Source organism: Blautia hydrogenotrophica DSM 10507 (assembly GCF_034356035.1).
Classification (GTDB): Bacteria; Bacillota; Clostridia; order Lachnospirales; family Lachnospiraceae; genus Blautia_A; species Blautia_A hydrogenotrophica.
In genome coordinates this window covers 522569-539179 of sequence record NZ_CP136423.1, presented here as the reverse complement: position 1 = coordinate 539179, position 16611 = coordinate 522569, and the positions used below count along the sequence as shown (strand labels likewise).

The 16611-nt window shown below is 46.1% G+C and carries 13 protein-coding genes; 4 read left to right on the top strand and 9 right to left on the bottom strand.

Annotation, left to right across the window (positions count from 1 at the left end; all coding sequences use genetic code 11):
* Window positions 1–339: 339 nt before the first annotated feature.
* Both BLHYD_RS02570 and BLHYD_RS02565 read right to left on the bottom strand, forming a co-directional pair.
* Window positions 340–1707 (bottom strand): MATE family efflux transporter, encoded by a 1368-nt coding sequence (locus tag BLHYD_RS02570; protein ID WP_005947368.1) that lies wholly within the window; start codon window positions 1705–1707, stop codon window positions 340–342.
* A 76-nt stretch (window positions 1708–1783) separates the two neighbouring features.
* Window positions 1784–3100 carry an MATE family efflux transporter gene (locus BLHYD_RS02565; protein ID WP_005947366.1) on the bottom strand — a complete coding sequence of 439 codons (1317 nt, stop codon included), beginning with the start codon at window positions 3098–3100 and terminating at the stop codon, window positions 1784–1786.
* Window positions 3101–3641: 541 nt separating this feature from the next.
* On the opposite strand from BLHYD_RS02565, the gene BLHYD_RS02560 reads away from it, so the two are divergent.
* Genes BLHYD_RS02560 through asrC form a run of 4 tightly spaced genes read left to right on the top strand, consistent with a single transcriptional unit; the run spans window position 3642 to window position 7124 of the window.
* Window positions 3642–4334: a Crp/Fnr family transcriptional regulator gene (locus BLHYD_RS02560; protein WP_005947361.1), complete on the top strand. Its 693-nt coding sequence runs from the start codon at window positions 3642–3644 to the stop codon at window positions 4332–4334.
* A gap of 16 nt (window positions 4335–4350) precedes the next feature.
* Window positions 4351–5361: an anaerobic sulfite reductase subunit AsrA gene (gene asrA, locus BLHYD_RS02555; protein WP_005947359.1), complete on the top strand. Its 1011-nt coding sequence runs from the start codon at window positions 4351–4353 to the stop codon at window positions 5359–5361.
* Complete coding sequence (gene asrB / locus BLHYD_RS02550) at window positions 5351–6139, top strand: anaerobic sulfite reductase subunit AsrB (protein WP_005947357.1); 789 nt, start codon at window positions 5351–5353, stop codon at window positions 6137–6139. Before asrA ends, asrB begins: the two co-directional genes overlap by 11 nt.
* 13 nt (window positions 6140–6152) lie before the next feature.
* The gene (gene asrC / locus BLHYD_RS02545) at window positions 6153–7124 is read left to right on the top strand and encodes a sulfite reductase subunit C (RefSeq protein ID WP_005947355.1); all 972 of its coding nucleotides are present in this window, start codon (window positions 6153–6155) and stop codon (window positions 7122–7124) included.
* A gap of 71 nt (window positions 7125–7195) precedes the next feature.
* On the opposite strand, the gene BLHYD_RS02540 is transcribed toward asrC, so the two are convergent.
* From BLHYD_RS02540 to BLHYD_RS02510, 7 genes are all read right to left on the bottom strand, one after another.
* Window positions 7196–9025 (bottom strand): glycoside hydrolase family 2 protein, encoded by a 1830-nt coding sequence (locus tag BLHYD_RS02540; protein ID WP_005947353.1) that lies wholly within the window; start codon window positions 9023–9025, stop codon window positions 7196–7198.
* Window positions 9026–9202: 177 nt separating this feature from the next.
* Window positions 9203–10384, bottom strand: a complete 1182-nt coding sequence (locus tag BLHYD_RS02535; RefSeq protein ID WP_040350447.1) for a pyridoxal phosphate-dependent aminotransferase — start codon at window positions 10382–10384, stop codon at window positions 9203–9205.
* A 12-nt stretch (window positions 10385–10396) separates the two neighbouring features.
* Window positions 10397–13096, bottom strand: a complete 2700-nt coding sequence (locus tag BLHYD_RS02530; protein WP_005947350.1) for a translation factor GTPase family protein — start codon at window positions 13094–13096, stop codon at window positions 10397–10399.
* Window positions 13097–13811: 715 nt separating this feature from the next.
* Window positions 13812–13988, bottom strand: coding sequence for a type II toxin-antitoxin system antitoxin (locus tag BLHYD_RS02525; RefSeq protein WP_196795167.1), 177 nt, complete (start codon window positions 13986–13988; stop codon window positions 13812–13814).
* Window positions 13989–14180: 192 nt separating this feature from the next.
* Complete coding sequence (locus tag BLHYD_RS02520) at window positions 14181–15155, bottom strand: SPFH domain-containing protein (RefSeq protein WP_005947342.1); 975 nt, start codon at window positions 15153–15155, stop codon at window positions 14181–14183.
* Between the two features lie 304 nt (window positions 15156–15459).
* Window positions 15460–15786 carry a branched-chain amino acid transporter permease gene (locus BLHYD_RS02515; RefSeq protein WP_005947339.1) on the bottom strand — a complete coding sequence of 109 codons (327 nt, stop codon included), beginning with the start codon at window positions 15784–15786 and terminating at the stop codon, window positions 15460–15462.
* Window positions 15783–16493, bottom strand: a complete 711-nt coding sequence (locus tag BLHYD_RS02510) for an AzlC family ABC transporter permease (RefSeq protein WP_005947337.1) — start codon at window positions 16491–16493, stop codon at window positions 15783–15785. The genes BLHYD_RS02515 and BLHYD_RS02510 overlap by 4 nt, the downstream gene beginning before the upstream one ends.
* Window positions 16494–16611 lie beyond the last annotated feature (118 nt).

The following is a 16611-nucleotide window of genomic DNA, read 5'->3' as shown; positions in this document are numbered from 1 at the left end:
TGTCAGATTTCCCTGTACCTTTCATCTTTTGCATTTCCAAGTTATTATATACCCATCTTACACTTATTGCCGCCAAATTTCCAATATTTTCCGATAATTTAAGAAAGTTTTACATTCCGTTCATAACGTACTGAGTTTCCTCTGCAGTGCGATCTTTCGTTTTGTATGATAGGAAGGCATCTTCATACATTAGCGTGACAAGTTCTTTCCTATCATGCAAAAAAATCAGCCATGAAACTGAACCCAATAAAATTCCGACACACAGCCATTGGCCCTAAAATTTACCAGATTCAGATACATGACTGAACAAAGTGAACACTTCTAAAGATGCTAGACCTCTCAGTGATTTTGTCCCAGAGGATCAATTTTCGTCCTTTTAATTTTTCTCAAAAAGGCCGCACAGAGCGCAAACGCGACAAGCTCTGCGATCGGAAAACTCCACCAGATCGCCTGCAATCCCGCCGTCCGCGAAAATAAAAATGCCACAGGCAGTAGCACAAAAAGCTGCCTTACCACCGACACGATCAGACTCAGCACACCGTGACCCAGAGCCTGAAATATGGAAGAACTCACAATATTAAAACCAGCTAGGAGAAAGCTCACACTGATGATGCGTAAAGCTGGCTCTCCTATGGACATCATTTCCTCGGAGGCATTAAAAATTCCTAGGAGTTTATCTGGCATCAGCTGAAAAACTGCCAATCCAGCCAGCATAATCGCCACTGCCACAAACACGCTGTCCCGTATGGTCTCCATAATGCGCTTATTTTTTCTGGCGCCATAATTATAGGCAATGATCGGCACCATTCCATTGTTCAGTCCAAAAACCGGCATAAAGACAAAACTCTGAATCTTAAAATACACTCCAAATACTGCTGTCGCCGTGGAAGTAAATGCGATCAATATCTTATTCATTCCAAAAGTCATCACCGAACCAATCGACGCCATAATGATAGAAGGAATTCCCACCGAATAGATCTCCCGAATGATCCTACCTGATACAGAAAAATCCCGGAACGAAAATCTGAGCTCATGGTTTCTTTTGATATTAAACGTCAAAGCCAATATCGCTGCCACTGTCTGCCCGGTCACTGTGGCAAGAGCCGCGCCTGCGACTTCCAACCTCGGAAAACCAAATAGTCCAAAAATCATAATTGGGTCCAGGACAATATTGGTCAGCGCTCCTACACTTTGAGTGACCATAGAATACATCGTGCGTCCTGTGGACTGAAGTAACCTTTCTAGAATTACCTGGAACGAAATTCCAAAACCACAGATACAGATAATCCTCATATAGTCAGTACCATACCCCAAAATCTGAGCATCCTGAGTCTGCACCGCAAAAAATGCATGAGAGCCAAAAATTCCCAGTATCAAAAAAATCAAATAACTGCATCCTGCCAGCAATAGGCCATGCATCGCTACTTGATTGGCCTTGTCAAACTTTTTCTCTCCCAGACTTCTTGACAAGAGTGCGTTAATACCCACACCTGTTCCTGTCAAAATTGAGATCATCAGATTCTGAATAGGAAACGCCAGCGAGACCGCCGTCAGAGCATTCTCATTCAGCTGTGCAACGAACATGCTGTCGACTACATTATACAAGGCCTGTACCAACATAGAAATAACCATCGGCAGAGACATTGTCATCAACAGTTTGGGAATCGGCATGACCCCCATTTTATTTTCTTTTGCTATTTCTTTCACCTGTTATGTTACTCCCCCTTTAAATTCATTGTCTGCATCACTCTCGTATCACACACTGATATCCAGTATAGAGGAATCAAAATGGATTGTCAATTCTTTGAAAATTCCCTCTTCCAACGGTCAAAATCCCCAGGAAAGTGACTCCCTCCGTAACTGGATAAGACAGCCAGATTCCCTTCATTCCAAAGCAGAGTCCCAACACAACCGCAAAGATGAGAATCCCCAGCGTTCCTCGAAAAGCTGCCACAAAAAAAGCCGCCCTCGCATTCTCCACAGCTCCCAAGTACGCTGCCGTGACGATGTTGATACCTGCAAAGAAAAATCCCAGGAAGTAAAATCTTAGCCCTTCCGAGGCCAGAACTGCCAGCTTTTCGTCCTGCTCACTGTTAAAGACCTCCACAAAGTTCGAAGTATTCATGTATACCACCAGGATCATAAAAGCTCCCAAAACAAATGCTGTGGCAGCCGCATACCGGTAAAACGCACGAACTTGAATTTTTTCTCCCTTTCCGTAGCTTTTACTGATGAGTGGTTGGCTACCCTGAGCCGTTCCGGTAAAGACAGCCACAGCCACCAAAGCTAAATTAGCCACAACTCCATAAGCCGCCACCCCCACATTTCCAGAGATGCGTAAAATTAAGAGATTAAACACAATCAGAACCACTGCTGAGGAGACTTCATTGATAAAAGCAGAGTTGCCCAGGCCGCACAAATCTCTGACTGTCCCAAACCTTACCCTGTGGATTATTAGATGGAAGTGATTTCTCTTTTTGATAAAGAACGTCGACAATATGCTAAGGCTGATGACAGGCGCAAGTCCTGTAGCAAACGCAGCGCCAAACATTCCCCATCCCAGAGGATACATAAATATATAATCCAGTACAATATTTCCCAGGCTTCCACATATCATCCCCGTCATGGACAATCTTGGCGAGCCATCGTTTCGGACAAATGCCAGTACGATATTATTCAATATGAAACATGGTGAAAAACACAAAATCGTCCTGAGGTAGACCGCTGTCAACGGCAAAATCTCTTCATTCGCCCCCAAAAGCTTCGCGAAAAACTCCGCACCAAAGACGCCTGCTGCCATAAAAAAAGCTGCTGCTGCCATTCCCAGCACCAAGCTGTCCCAGAACGCTTCTGATGCCCGGCGCGTTTTCCCCTGAGACCTGCTGATCGTATATCTGGTCGCACCACCAATGCCGATCATCAGCCCCGTGCCGTGAATCAGGCTGTATACTGCTATAGCCAGATTCAAAGCTGCCAGCCCATTTGTTCCCATCCGATTGGAGACAAAATAGGTATCCGCCAAAATGTAACAAGACAATCCCAGCATTCCCATAATATTCAAAGATATATATTTGAAGTATTCTCTCTTTAACCCGTTCATTTTTCCTCCCCTTTCTCAGATCAGCCGCACGGCAGCGGTCCGCCGTTGCCCACAATGACACAGTGCCTCGGAACACCCGGATGTATTCTTCAGACAGAAAAAGCCTGATTGTCCGGCTTCTAAGACCTACCGCCAGACAATCAGGCATTCCTTCCCCCTACCCGGTGGCAGGAGGTATGCTTATCCATGAATTTTTGTTTTTTATTATAGCATCTGTAAATTGGGAAGACAACCATTTTTTCAGTTTTGGAGGCTGCAACTTGGTTCCCTTTTGGGAACTGACGAAAAAAATTCAACTTTATCTGCACTCCTACTTCCTTGACTCTATTTTCTTTCATACCATATAATGAACGTATTAATAAATATCTATATTGAAAGAAAACTTTCATACACTGTGCGGCAGAACTTTTTCTATGAAATTGTGACAAATATCACAGCGAAATGTTTTTCTTTTTATTACCCTCAGTGTACAGGGGTGCCATGCCCTTTTATAGCTCTGGGAAATCAGATCGTCTGCCGCACTTTCACATAGGAGGATTTCATGAACACATCAAGCATTCAGCAGCTGCAAACTTCGGCTTTCTTCAAAGATCTCCCGCAGGATATCATTCAGACCCTCCTAAATCTAGGACGTCTCTGTGAATATTCCAAAAGAGAAATCATCTTTCACGCCGGAATCTATGAGGAACAGGTCTATCTTCTGTTGGAAGGCGAGGTCATGGTCTATAATTTAACCAAACATGGAAACAAAAAGATTTTGTTTATCTTGGGAAAAGGCCATCTTCTGAACCACAATATTGTCAGCCAAAGACCTGTCTCCGTCTTCTGCGAAGCAGTTCAGTCTGCACAAATTCTGGAAATTCCGCTCAGAAATTTCCAGAAACTGATGATCTGTCATCCCTGTCTGACCCAAGCGGTCATGACAGAGTATGAAAGGTATATCTGGCGCCTCAGCCATCAGCTGAAAAACACCAGCGGCAGCCTTCTCCTGGAGAGAAAAATTGCCGCAAAGCTCTGGAAACTGGGGCGCGACTTTGGAGTGAGAAAAAAAGACGGCGTACATATCCAGGTAAAACTAACCATGACCCTGCTGGCAGATTTTGTCGGAGCACCCAGGGAGAATGTCTCCCGTGCCTGCAAAAGTCTCTCCCAAAGGGACCTGCTGTACTATCAAAACCAACAGTTCATCCTCCCGAATATGGACGGACTGTCAGATTTCTACAAACAAAAATAAGAAAAGGAGAACGCATATGGGAAATCTTTTCAACATAAAAACAGCTTCCTGTCTTCTCGAGAAACTGCAAAAAGAGTATGACGTCTATGGACCTAAACGGTTCCCCGGGGACGGCTGTTTCTCAGACACCGTCACCGTCCGCTATGGAATCCTGAATTCCCTGGAGGAGCTCGTGTGGGACAAGAAATCAGACTACAGCTTCAAAGAGACGCTGTTGCCCATCTCTGACACCATCATGTATTTCACAGAAAGCAGCACAAAACTGCCGGAACCTAAGAAAAAACGGTTAATTTTTCTGCGTTCCTGCGAGCTCCATGCGCTGAAGAGGCTGGATGAAATCTATCTTCGCAATGGCGCCGTGGACTATTACTATCAGGAAGCCCGTAAAAATGCGAAATTCATTCTCATGGGTTGTGAGCATTCTTTTGAGTCCTGCTTCTGTGTGAGTATGGGAACAAATCAGTCTGACGGTTACGATGCTTACATCCACCCCGAAAAGGACGGGTTTTACCTGGAATTCAAAGATGATGAACTAAAAAAATCTGCCCAAGGACTGAGTGCCCCTCAAAAAGACAGCAAAATTCAGTATGTCTCCGAGAATGAAGAGAAAGTCTGTCTCCCAGTACACCTCCCAGAAGATATCGGACTTCACGAAATGTGGCAGGAATATGCCGGGCGCTGCATCGGCTGTGGGCGCTGTAATTTTGTCTGTCCCACCTGTACCTGCTTCACAATGCAGGACATCTTCTATCGAGACAACGAAAATGCCGGGGAACGCCGCCGTGTGTGGGCATCCTGCCAGGTGGACGGTTACTCAGATATCGCCGGCGGCATCCGTTTCCGCAAGGACCAGGGAGAGCGGATGCGCTTCAAAGTGCTGCACAAGGTCTACAACTATAAAAACCGCTTTGGCTATCATATGTGCGTGGGCTGCGGACGCTGCGAGAATGTCTGTCCGGAATATATCTCCTATATCCACTGCCTGCACAAACTCTCAGAGATAGGAGGACAAAAAAATGAGCAATGAATACATGCCTTTCTTATCACAGATCAAAGAAATTATCCGGCACACGGATATTGAATATACATTCCGTATGAGCTTTGTGGGAACTGTGAAGCCCGGCCAGTTTTTTGAAGTGTCCATTCCAAAATATGGCGAAGCTCCGATCTCTGTCAGCGGTATCGGTGAAGATTACGTGGATTTAACCATCCGAAAAGTAGGAAAGGTCACCAATGAAATCTTTGAAAACAAAGTGGGAAAAACTCTTTTCATGCGCGGCCCCTACGGAAACGGTTTTGACGTGTCCGACTATCAGGGAAAAGAACTGGTTGTCATTGCAGGGGGCACCGGCGTCTCACCAGTCAAAGCTGTCGTCGACTACTTTGGAAACCATCCCCAGGAGGTACTTTCCTTGACCACAATCGTAGGCTTTAAAGCCCCAGAATATATTCTGTTCCACGAAGATTTAAAGCGCTGGGAATCCCAGATGAACCTCACCGTCACTGTGGACTCTGCGAAAGAACCTGGCTATCAGGTGGGTCTGGTGACAAAATACATCCCCGATTTAAAATTCCGAAAACTTCAAAATGCGGCCGCCATCGTGGTAGGACCTCCTGTGATGATGAAATTCGCTGTGGCAGAACTGGAAAAGCTTGGAATCAAGGACGAACAGATCTGGATTTCTCAGGAAAGAAAGATGTGCTGCGGTCTGGGAAAATGTGGTCACTGCCGGATGGGCGACGCCTACATCTGCCTGGACGGACCTGTATTTAACTACACCGAAGGAAAAAAATTAATGGATTAGGAGGAGATGGCATATGTATCTAGATATCAATACCAAAAAATTGAAAAAAAATGCTTTTCGTGTCTCCAAGCACCGTGGGGAGACAGCCTCCAGAGTCCGTGTACCTGGCGGCAAATGCAACGCTGAGGTCTTATCCAAAGTAGCTGAAATTGCCCGTAAATACGGAAACGGCAGCGTACATCTGACCACCCGTCAAGGATTTGAGATTGAGGGAATTTCCTTAACCGACATAGAAAAAGTAAACCAGGAGCTTCAGCCGATCATTGAAAATCTCGGAATCAACCAGACCATTCCCGGAACCGGCTATCCCGCCTCAGGGACCAGAAATGTCAGCGCCTGTATCGGAAACCGTGTCTGTCCCTTTGCCAACTATGACACAGCGGCCTTCGCAAAGAGAATCGAAGACGCAATTTTCCCCAACGATCTGCATTTTAAGATCGCTTTGACTGGCTGTGCCAACGACTGCATCAAGGCCAGAATGCACGATTTCGGTATCATCGGAATGACCATTCCCCAGTATGAACCGTCCCGCTGCGTATCTTGCAGCGCTTGTATCAAAGGCTGTGACAAATTATCCGTGAATGTGCTTCGCATGGAAAACTATAAAATCGAACGAAATGCCGAAAAATGTGTAGGTTGCGGCGTCTGCGTCACAAAATGTCCCACTCGTGCCTGGACCAGAAGTCAGCAGAAATATTATCGTCTGACGATTATGGGCCGAACTGGAAAGCGCAATCCCCGCCTAGGCGAAGATTTTCTGGTATGGGTAGATGAGGACACGATCATAAAAGTAATCTTAAATACCTACAAATTTGTAGAAAAATACATCGACCGTTCTGCGCCAGGCGGCAAGGAGCACGTAGGCTATATCATCGACCGGACTGGCTTCACAGAATTCAAAAAATGGGCATTGGACGGCGTAGAACTTCTGCCTGAAACCATTGTCAAAGATCCCGTATACTGGAACGGAATCCATTACCGCTAATCTACTGCGAAAGCTGAATAGCCCGCCAAAGCTGGATTTTTCTCCTGCTTTTGGCGGGCATTTTTCATAAACTACTGCAATTTACATACTTTCCGATCATAAGTATAGATACCGTTGATCTCATCTTCAATATCCGATACCTGAGTATAGATCGCTGCCGAAAGTCCTTCTCTCTGTAACTTTTTCAATTGACTTTGAAACTGCTCATATCTTCTTTGAAATTCCTCTCCCGTCTTCAGCTTCCTATAGCCATATACACGGTCGCTGGACAGATGACCTTCTATAGCCAGCGCAAGCCCTCCGTACTCTGAAATCACGCAGGCTCTCGCCTCTTCTATTTTTCCTGTTCTTCTGTCTTTCGGACAGATTAACGTCTCAAAATAGTTGTGGACGCTTTTTATATCGCCGCATCCACAGTCAAACCATCCACTGGCTGAGTCCACTGGCCTGGACGGGTCAGCCTTTTTCACCATCCTTGTGACAGGCTCCGTGGCAAATTGCCCCCATCCTTCATTGAAAATCACCCAAGCCCCCACGCACGGGCTGTTATAGAGTGTCCGTATAGTTTCCCGGCACTCTGCCAGCCATTCCTGGCAACCCTTCATATTTTTACGCCCCGCAGCAGCCGCAGACCACGATTTTCCCTCCGTCAGCTTCGGCAAAACCGTTGGAAGATAACAGAGACGTTTCATGTCATAGCTCTCCCCGCCGTTGACCATATCCTGCCAGACCACCATTCCCAGGCGGTCACAGTGATAGTACCACCGCAACGGCTCTATTTTGCAGTGCTTACGCATCAGCCGGAAACCTAATCTTTTCATCCTTATGATATCCGCTCTCAGCGCGTCGTCTGTGGGCGCTGTGCACAGACCATCCGGCCAATACCCTTGGTCCAACACGCCGTTGAAAAAGTATGGTCGATGATTCAGACAAAGGCGCGGCACTCCCTGCGTATCCGGCTCCTTCGTGAAGACTCTCATGGCGAAATAGCTCTCCACCACATCTTCTCCCAGACCTACTCTAAGACCATAGAGGAACGGGTCTTCCGGACTCCACTTGTGAAAATTCGGAATCTTCAGATGAACCGTGACGGATTCCTTCTGCATCTGTGCCTCATGACGATAAACCAGTCCGTCTCCCTCATAGACTTCCACCCAAAGAGAGCTGACTTCTCCTGGTTTGCTGCCTCCCGGATATATCCCGAGATCCAGAGCTTCCGAATCATAATCCGGGGATATCTTCAATCTGCGAACATAGACATCTGGAACCCACTCCAACCATACCGTCTGCCAGATTCCGCTCTGAGCAGTATAAAACATTCCGCCTGCCTCTAGCTTCTGCTTACCCCGGGTTCTCCATCCGGTGTCGCTCTCATCCCGACAAGCCACCTGAATTTTGTTCTTTCCTTCCCGGACGTAACCAGTGATATCCATAGAAAAAGGAAGATATCCTCCCAAATGCTCTCCCACCAACGTTCCGTTCCAAAAAACCTTGCATTCCTGATCTACAGCTCCAAAATGAAGGAGGAGCCGTCTGCCCTGATTCTCTTCCGGCTTTAGATCAACCTCCCGTTCATACCAGAGAGTCTCGCCCGGCAAAAGCTGAAAATCTGCACCCGACAATAGGCTTTCCGGTGAAAACGGAACCAGAATTTTTCCCTGGAATTTTCGGCCTCTGGGAATTTCCCAACTCTTTTCTTTGACAACCATGTATCGCCACCAACCGTTGAGAATCTGATACTGTTTTCTTCTCATCTGTGGTCTCGGATACTCCTTCAGTGGGACATAATCAGACTTCTTGGATTCCTGAGCCACACACTCTCCCCATTGTGTATACATAACATTCAGCTTTCCCCTCTTTTGTCCGAATGATAAAGTAGAAATCGCATCTTTCAGTCTCATCGTTTTTTCCCCCTTTTTTAATTCCTTCCGGCAGGATTCCCCGCCTGCGGCTGACCGCTTCAGCAGCGCCTTATGTTTCGCCGCGACTCAATCCCGCGGAATGTTTTCAGTTTCCTCCCCTCAATTCCTATGTACCCTTAAATTTTCTTTCTCTCCTTGTTCAAAAGAGCACATTTTTTAATGCTCCAGCATGGCGGCCATCTTTTCCAGCCGATTCAGCGCCTCATCCAATGTCTCCTTACTTCTGGCAAAATGAAGACGTATCAGATGGTTCACCGGTTCCCGAAAGAAGCTGGACCCTGGCACCGCTGCCACCTTGATCTCCCGTGTCATCCACTCGCAAAACTGCAAATCTGTAAAGCCTTCAAACTTTTCCATAGCCAGGAAATCTGAAATGTCCAAAAGCACAAAATAGGTACCTTGTGGCAGCGTGTGTTTCAGGCCCATCTCATCCAGCCTCCGACAGAAGTAGTCCCTCTTTTCTCTATACATCTCGCTGAAATCCCTATAGTACTCATCTGGAAAATTCACACCGACACAGGCAGCCTCCTGCAATGGAGAGGGCGCCCCCACGGTCAGAAAATCGTGAACCTTTTTCGCATTTTCAATCACTCTTTTGGGACCAATCAGATATCCCAGCCTCCATCCAGTGATCGAGTAAGTCTTAGACAGAGAACTGCAACTGACTGTCCGCTCATACATATCTGGCAGGCTCGCCATATAGATGTGCCGGTTAGGCGGATATACCATATGCTCATAGACCTCGTCTGTGATAATGAAAGCGTCGTATTTCTTGGCAAGCCGTCCGATCAAATTCAGCTCTTCCAGCGTGAATACTTTTCCTGTAGGATTGGAGGGATTACACAGAATCAACGCTTTTGCATTCTGGCAAAAAGCCTCTTCCAGCGCTTGAGGTTCAAAATGAAAATCCGGCGGTATCAAAGGCACATAGATCGGTTCTGCTCCGGAAAGGATGGCATCTGCTCCGTAATTCTCATAGAAAGGACTAAACACGATCACCTTATCTTTGGGGTTGCAGACCGTCATCATCGCGGACATCATCGCCTCCGTTCCGCCGCAGGTCACCAACACCTCCTCCTTGGGATCGATCTCTCTTTGAATTGCCTTTCCGAATTTATTCGCCAGCGCGGCTCTTAAATTTTCAGCTCCAAAAGTCACCGAATACTGGTGAGGCCCTTCCATAGCTACCTCTTTTAGCCGTTCTAGCATTGGTCTCGGCGGCGCAAAATCAGGATAGCCCTGAGACAGGTTAATCGCTCCGTATTCGTCACTGATTCTGGTCATACGCCGAATCACAGAATCTGTAAATAAATTCACTCGATTGCTCAACTCTGGCATTTTTTTACACCTCTACTCTATCTCTTTTTTCCCCAGACGAACCTCTTCCATATAATCCACCAGCTCCTCGGAGAGATGATCGAAAAGGTAGTTTTTTCCTCTTTGCCTTCTTTGGTCACACTCCTGGCGAATCTGCTCATTTACCAGGGAAATCTCTTCTCTTAGTTCTCTGGCTGACAGCAGGCTGGCCCCCTGCCCCCGTATAATCACTTGTTCCAGGCCATCAGAGGTAGCTACCGTCACCTGGTATTTTCTCCCGATCTCATGAACCACTTTCTCTATATATTGATCTGCGGTCTCTGCCTCTTTTGTGTAGACCACATGGATGTTATGATAATCCGTCACTTCACATTCATGTCCCTCTACTTTGTAAGCGTCAAAGACAAGAATCAAAACACATTTTTTATAACCTTGGTAATTGCAGAGAATGTCCATCAGCTTCGTCCTGGCCCCGTCAATATTAACTTCCGCCAGCTCTTTTAAATCCTCCCAGGCAAAGATAATATTGTAGCCGTCCACCAGAAGATACTCCTTTTCTGGAACCATTCTGTGCCTCCTGATGGGTCTCTCAGAATATGTCCGAGTTACTCTGCCACTCAGCACCTCCTTGGGCCGTTTTGCCGAACCGTAGGTCCTCTCAAAAATTTCTCTCAGCTCTTTCTCTTCTTGTTCAAAGCTTTTTCTGTCCTCATAAGCGGGAACACTGTAAACCTGCGCGGCTACGTCCGGCCGCTCCTGTTTCGCCTCCTCCCAGATGCTCTCCACATGCATGTACTCTTCCACCTGGTTCCAAGGAACCACGAAGCCTGCCCCGTGGGCACAGAAAACGGAACTCGTGGGATTTTCCAAATCACTCTCCGGGTCATAGCCGATCTCTCCCACTATCTCATCCTGTTCCTGGCATGGCTGATATCCGCTCAAAGCACAGAACAGTCGCCCCCTGCCCTTGGTATAGGAAACTACCTCCGTCTGATAGTCCCGCATTGCGGATACCGGCGCCTCCCCAGTAAGCAAAGTCATATCCTCCTCTGTCACCGGAGGCTGAAAACTTCCGTTCATACGCTGAATATCAGACAGCGCTCTACCCACATTCTCCGTCGGTATTTCCAGACGAAACTCATAATACGGTTCCAGCAGCACGCTTTTTGCTTTTCTCAGCCCCTGTCGGACTGCCCTGTATGTAGCCTGCCGAAAATCGCCGCCTTCTGTGTGCTTTGCATGAGCCCTCCCACCGATCAGGGTAATCTTCATGTCTGTGACTGGAGAACCCGTCAGAACCCCTAAATGTTCCTTCTCCGCCAAATGTGTCAGCACCAGACGCTGCCAATTCCTATCCAACTCATCTTCACTGCAACTGGTGCTGAAGACCAAACCGCTGCCTCTTTCCTGAGGTTCCAACAACAAATGAACCTCGGCATAGTGCCGGAGAGGCTCAAAATGGCCGACGCCCTCCACCGTGTTCTCTATTGTCTCCTTGTACACAATATTTCCGACGCCAAACTCCACAGGAATCTTGTATCTGTCCCAGATCAGGCTTTTCAGAATCTCAATCTGTACTCTCCCCATCACCTGAGCATGAATCTCTCCCAGCTTTTCATTCCAGACCAGATGAAGCTGTGGGTCCTCTTCTTCCAACTCCCTTAACTTGCCCAGCGTCTGATAAGGGTCACAGTCCGGAGGAAGGATGATCTGATAATTCAGTACAGACTGAAGCATTGGAGGCCCAGAATCCACCTCAGCCCCCAGCCCCTGACCGGGATAGGTGTGATTCAGTCCCGTCACTGCACACACCATCCCGGCACAAGCCTCCGGCACTGTCTCATATTTTGCACCAGAATAGATACGAATCTGATCTACTTTTTCCTCCCAGCGCTGCTCGCTATGCTCCTGTCCTTCTTTTCGGTTCGTGAGCGGCATCTTGACTCGAAGACATCCACCAGTCACTTTCAGATAAGTAAGCCGGCTGCCATCTCTGGCGATTTTATAGACTTTTGCTCCGAATACCTCCGGATAGGAGGAAGCGGCCGTATATTTTTCCAGACCTTCCAGAAATTCCCTCACTCCGTCAAGCTTCAGCGCCGACCCAAAATAGCAGGGAAAGACCTGTCTATTTTTGACCAGCCCCGGAATTTCTTTGACAGGAAGTCTGCCGTTCTCCAAATACTCTTCTAGCAGTCTCTCATCGCACATCGCTAGTTCTTCCATCCACTCCTCTGTCTCCTGGCTAAAGTCGACGCAGCCTTCGTCTAACTTTCTTTTCAGCTCTTCCATCAACTTTTCTCGGTCTGTGCCGTCCTGGTCCATTTTATTAACAAACAAAAATACAGGAATTTTATATCTTTGCAGAAGCCGCCACAGCGTCTGCGTATGTCCTTGGACTCCATCCGCCCCGCTGATGACCAAAATCGCGTAGTCCAACACTTGTAGCGTTCGCTCCATCTCCGCGCAAAAATCAACATGTCCCGGGGTATCCAGCAGGGTAATCCGGCAGTCTTTCAAAGAGAACACCGCTTGTTTTGAAAAAATTGTGATTCCCCTGCTTCTCTCCAAATCATAAGTATCTAAAAAGGCGTCCTGGTGATCCACACGGCCTAATTTTCGGATGCTTCCGCTTAAATACAGCATACTCTCCGAAAGAGTCGTCTTTCCCGCGTCCACATGAGCCAGGATTCCCACTACTAAATTTTTCATTCCTCTCATCCCTCGTTCCATCACGGATTCTCCTGTAATTCGATAACCAATCGGCCAATTTTTTGCAGCACCATGGTTCTTGTTGCTTTATCATCACATAGTGCTATATTCGCACCCTTTATTTTTCTCTGTTGCTTATATCTTTTCCAATTTCGCAAGTTCGTTGACCAAGACTCGCACTCTTGACTCTTACTCCAATAATTTCTTCTATATTCACTTGTTTTTTATTCTCTGCCAGGAACCATATATTCCAGAATACGTTCAAGCTACAGTACTGTCTTTTTCGATAGTTTTTTTATCTCCATTTTTTCACAACCGTAATTTCAAAATCGTTCTGTCAGGTCCATATTCTTCTCCATGTATAACAAGCCCGGCAGCCGTAGGATGCAAAATATGATCTTTAGCAGCCTATTCTCTCAAAGTATTCTGCATCACTCAGTCTCTCCCATACGAATTCCGTTCTATACACGCGGCTTCGCTGGATTTTCCAGTCCGCTCATCCTTCACTCCTCTTCGGGTCCCTTTGTGACTCTCTTCGTTCGTCACAAAGTAGCGGATAGTTACTCCACTTTCGTTCCGTAACTATCTTTCATTATAACATGGTTTTTGTGTCTAAAAAATGTTCTTTTCTTATCTTATATAATATGGACAGAAAAAGAGAGTAATCGCATCTTATTTTCGACACAATTCCTCTCTTTTCTGAAATTTCTATAAATTTTTGTGTTTTATTCCACTTTCATTCTTTATCCTTTTTTTTCCGATATTTTACACATTCCGTCAGCAGAAATTCAATCTGCCCATTGATAGACCGGAAATCGTCTTCCGCCCACTGCGCAATTTCAGCGTAAAGGCTGGCTGATACCCTCAAAGGAATCTGCTTCTTTGCTTTTTCTTTCGCCTTTTCATCGGACATCTGCCGCCCTCCTTTCCGCAACTGTTTTATCGTTTTCTCCACCTTCTTGAACTAGCATTCAAGAAGTATCCCTCGCTCTGCTCAGTCAATTCTCGTTTTCTCCCCTTTCTTGAACTAGCGTTCAAGAAGTATCCCTCGCTTTGCTCGGTCATTTTTCATATCTCTCAGCACACAAAGGCATTTTCCCATATTTTAATAGATAGAACCGCTGTTTACAATAGGCTGAGCATCTTTATTTCCGCAGAGAACTACCAACAGATTGCTGACCATGGCAGCCTTTCGCTCCTCATCCAATTCCACAATCTCATTCTCACTTAACTGGTTCAACGCCATTTCCACCATACCCACTGCTCCTTCCACGATCTTCTGGCGGGCATCAATAATCGCCGTGGCCTGCTGACGCTGTAACATTGCAGAAGCAATCTCAGGAGCATAAGCCAGATGGGTAATCCTCACATCTATTACCTCAATTCCTGCATCTACCACCTTCATCTGCAGTTCATCCTGCATGATATCTGCAATCTCCTGACTGCTCCCCCGCAGAGTCTTCTCCTCAGCCTCCTCAGCTGTATCATAAGGATAATTCCGAGCTGCATTTCTAGTAACCGCGTCGCATTGAATAGAAAGATATTCCTTGTAATTTTCCACATTCAATACCGACCAAGTTGCATTTTTAACCTTCCAGATTACTATGATTCCAATCTCTACAGGATTTCCCAGTGCATCATTAACTTTTTGCTTTTTGTTGTCCAGAGTCATCGTCTTCAGTGAGACTTTTTTAGATACACTTATAGATATTTCACTCTTTCCAAGCTGACTGTTTTTTTCTTTCTCCTGAACAATTTTAGACTGTGCCGTCGGATTAATTGCACTACAAAATGGATTAATCCAATAAAATCCTGCATCGTACAATGTGCCGTAATAATTGCCGAACAGAGTCAACACCAACGCCTCATTGGGATGAATGATATGCAGCCCACCCAACAAAATAAATCCTGTCAACACAAGAATTACCCCCAGCACAATCCCCAAGCCAACCAGACGAATTTTCACTCCGACGACTATGACCGGCGCACATAGCAGGATCAGCAAAATACTAAAAATCAGCATACCCATGCCTGATTTTGCCTTCAGCACTCTCTCCTCCACGTTTTTCTTCGTCTCCATATCTTTTCCTCCTCATATATAAATGATATTAATTTGATATCATCATAATACCATCCCTTTTACCCTGTGTCAAGCAAATTTCTTTTCCTCACCAGTAGAATAAAAAAGAATCCTGCAAGCAGGATTCTCCACCTGCGTCGGAGCGCAAAGAGCTCTCCTCCACTCCGCCGCAACACCACCTCGCAGTACACTACCTTATTGCGGCGTACACATCCTTATCAGCGCGTTTTTGTAATAGGAAATTCCTTTCACACCTTATCGTGATAATGTCTTTCCTATACCACTAAAAAAGACTGCTTTCCTCTCAGAAAACAGTCTGTACTAAAACCATATAACAAATCGTCCCTCCGGCTATGGAGAGCAACATCTGTCGTTTCCAAAAATGCAGAACCACAATTAAAATTACTGAAATCAGCTCCGGTATCCCATGGCTTCCCTGAAAAACAGATACATCTTTCAAGCAATACACCACCAAAAGCCCCAAGGCTGCCGCTGGGAGCACCTTCCCGAGATACTGTATGTATTTCGGAGTAGGCTTATCCGCCGGAAAAATCAAGAATGGAAGAAACCTAGTCAGCATCGTCCCCAGTACCACCATCAAAATTGTTATCACCTGCTGTTGAACCGTCATTCTCCTATCCTCCTCTCCAGTCTTCCTCTCATCAGAGTCAATACTCCAAGAATTCCAAGCATGGAAGGAATAATAAAATTCTTGTTCCCGAAAACCACCAAACAGATTACAGTCAGTACAATTCCAATCACTCCACTGGTATGATCTTTTTCCTTCATCCATTGTTCCAGAAAAATCACCACCAAAAGAGCCGTCATCACAAAATCCAACCCTTCCGTCTCAAAGCTAATCAAAGAGCCACAGATTCCTCCAATAGCCGCCCCACATACCCAATAGCATTGGTTCAATAAAGTCACAAAAAAGTAAAACCAACCTCTATCTACCCCTGCTGGTACCTCCGTGGTACAGTTAATGGAAAATGACTCGTCACACATGCCAAAAATCAGATACCATCGCTTCTTTCCTACATTCTTATATTTGTCCAGCATGGATATCCCATAGAACAGATGGCGGGCATTGACCATGAGCGCCAGTATCAGCGCGCTCATCGGATGAAACATCCCCAACAGCAAATCCACAGTCACAAACTCCATGGAACCCGCAAAAATTGCCATGCTCATTAAAATTGGATAAATGGGCGAAAATCCTGACACATTCATATAAATTCCATAAGCAATTCCCAAAAATAAAAAACCGGTCAAGATCGGAATTGTATAGGGAAAGGCCGCCAAAAACGCCTTCCTACACACACCACTATGTCCCCTCATCTGTATTTCTCCTCTTCGTTATTCTTTTTGCCTGATATTCCCCAAACCATAGAAACTCTTTCATCTACCATTGAATCGTCAGGCCTCGCACATCTATATGCGGTATGTACATATATAT

What these genes read in the sequence shown, in the direction of transcription:
- BLHYD_RS02565 (WP_005947366.1), bottom strand. Translation starts at nt 3,100, where the DNA reads ATGAACGGGTTAAAGAGAGAATACTTCAAATATATATCTTTGAATATT.
- BLHYD_RS02560 (WP_005947361.1), top strand. Translation starts at nt 3,642, where the DNA reads ATGAACACATCAAGCATTCAGCAGCTGCAAACTTCGGCTTTCTTCAAA.
- asrA (WP_005947359.1), top strand. Translation starts at nt 4,351, where the DNA reads ATGGGAAATCTTTTCAACATAAAAACAGCTTCCTGTCTTCTCGAGAAA.
- asrB (WP_005947357.1), top strand. Translation starts at nt 5,351, where the DNA reads ATGAGCAATGAATACATGCCTTTCTTATCACAGATCAAAGAAATTATC.
- asrC (WP_005947355.1), top strand. Translation starts at nt 6,153, where the DNA reads ATGTATCTAGATATCAATACCAAAAAATTGAAAAAAAATGCTTTTCGT.
- BLHYD_RS02540 (WP_005947353.1), bottom strand. Translation starts at nt 9,025, where the DNA reads ATGAGACTGAAAGATGCGATTTCTACTTTATCATTCGGACAAAAGAGG.
- BLHYD_RS02535 (WP_040350447.1), bottom strand. Translation starts at nt 10,384, where the DNA reads ATGCCAGAGTTGAGCAATCGAGTGAATTTATTTACAGATTCTGTGATT.
- BLHYD_RS02530 (WP_005947350.1), bottom strand. Translation starts at nt 13,096, where the DNA reads ATGGAACGAGGGATGAGAGGAATGAAAAATTTAGTAGTGGGAATCCTG.
- BLHYD_RS02525 (WP_196795167.1), bottom strand. Translation starts at nt 13,988, where the DNA reads ATGTCCGATGAAAAGGCGAAAGAAAAAGCAAAGAAGCAGATTCCTTTG.
- BLHYD_RS02520 (WP_005947342.1), bottom strand. Translation starts at nt 15,155, where the DNA reads ATGGAGACGAAGAAAAACGTGGAGGAGAGAGTGCTGAAGGCAAAATCA.
- BLHYD_RS02515 (WP_005947339.1), bottom strand. Translation starts at nt 15,786, where the DNA reads ATGACGGTTCAACAGCAGGTGATAACAATTTTGATGGTGGTACTGGGG.
- BLHYD_RS02510 (WP_005947337.1), bottom strand. Translation starts at nt 16,493, where the DNA reads ATGAGGGGACATAGTGGTGTGTGTAGGAAGGCGTTTTTGGCGGCCTTT.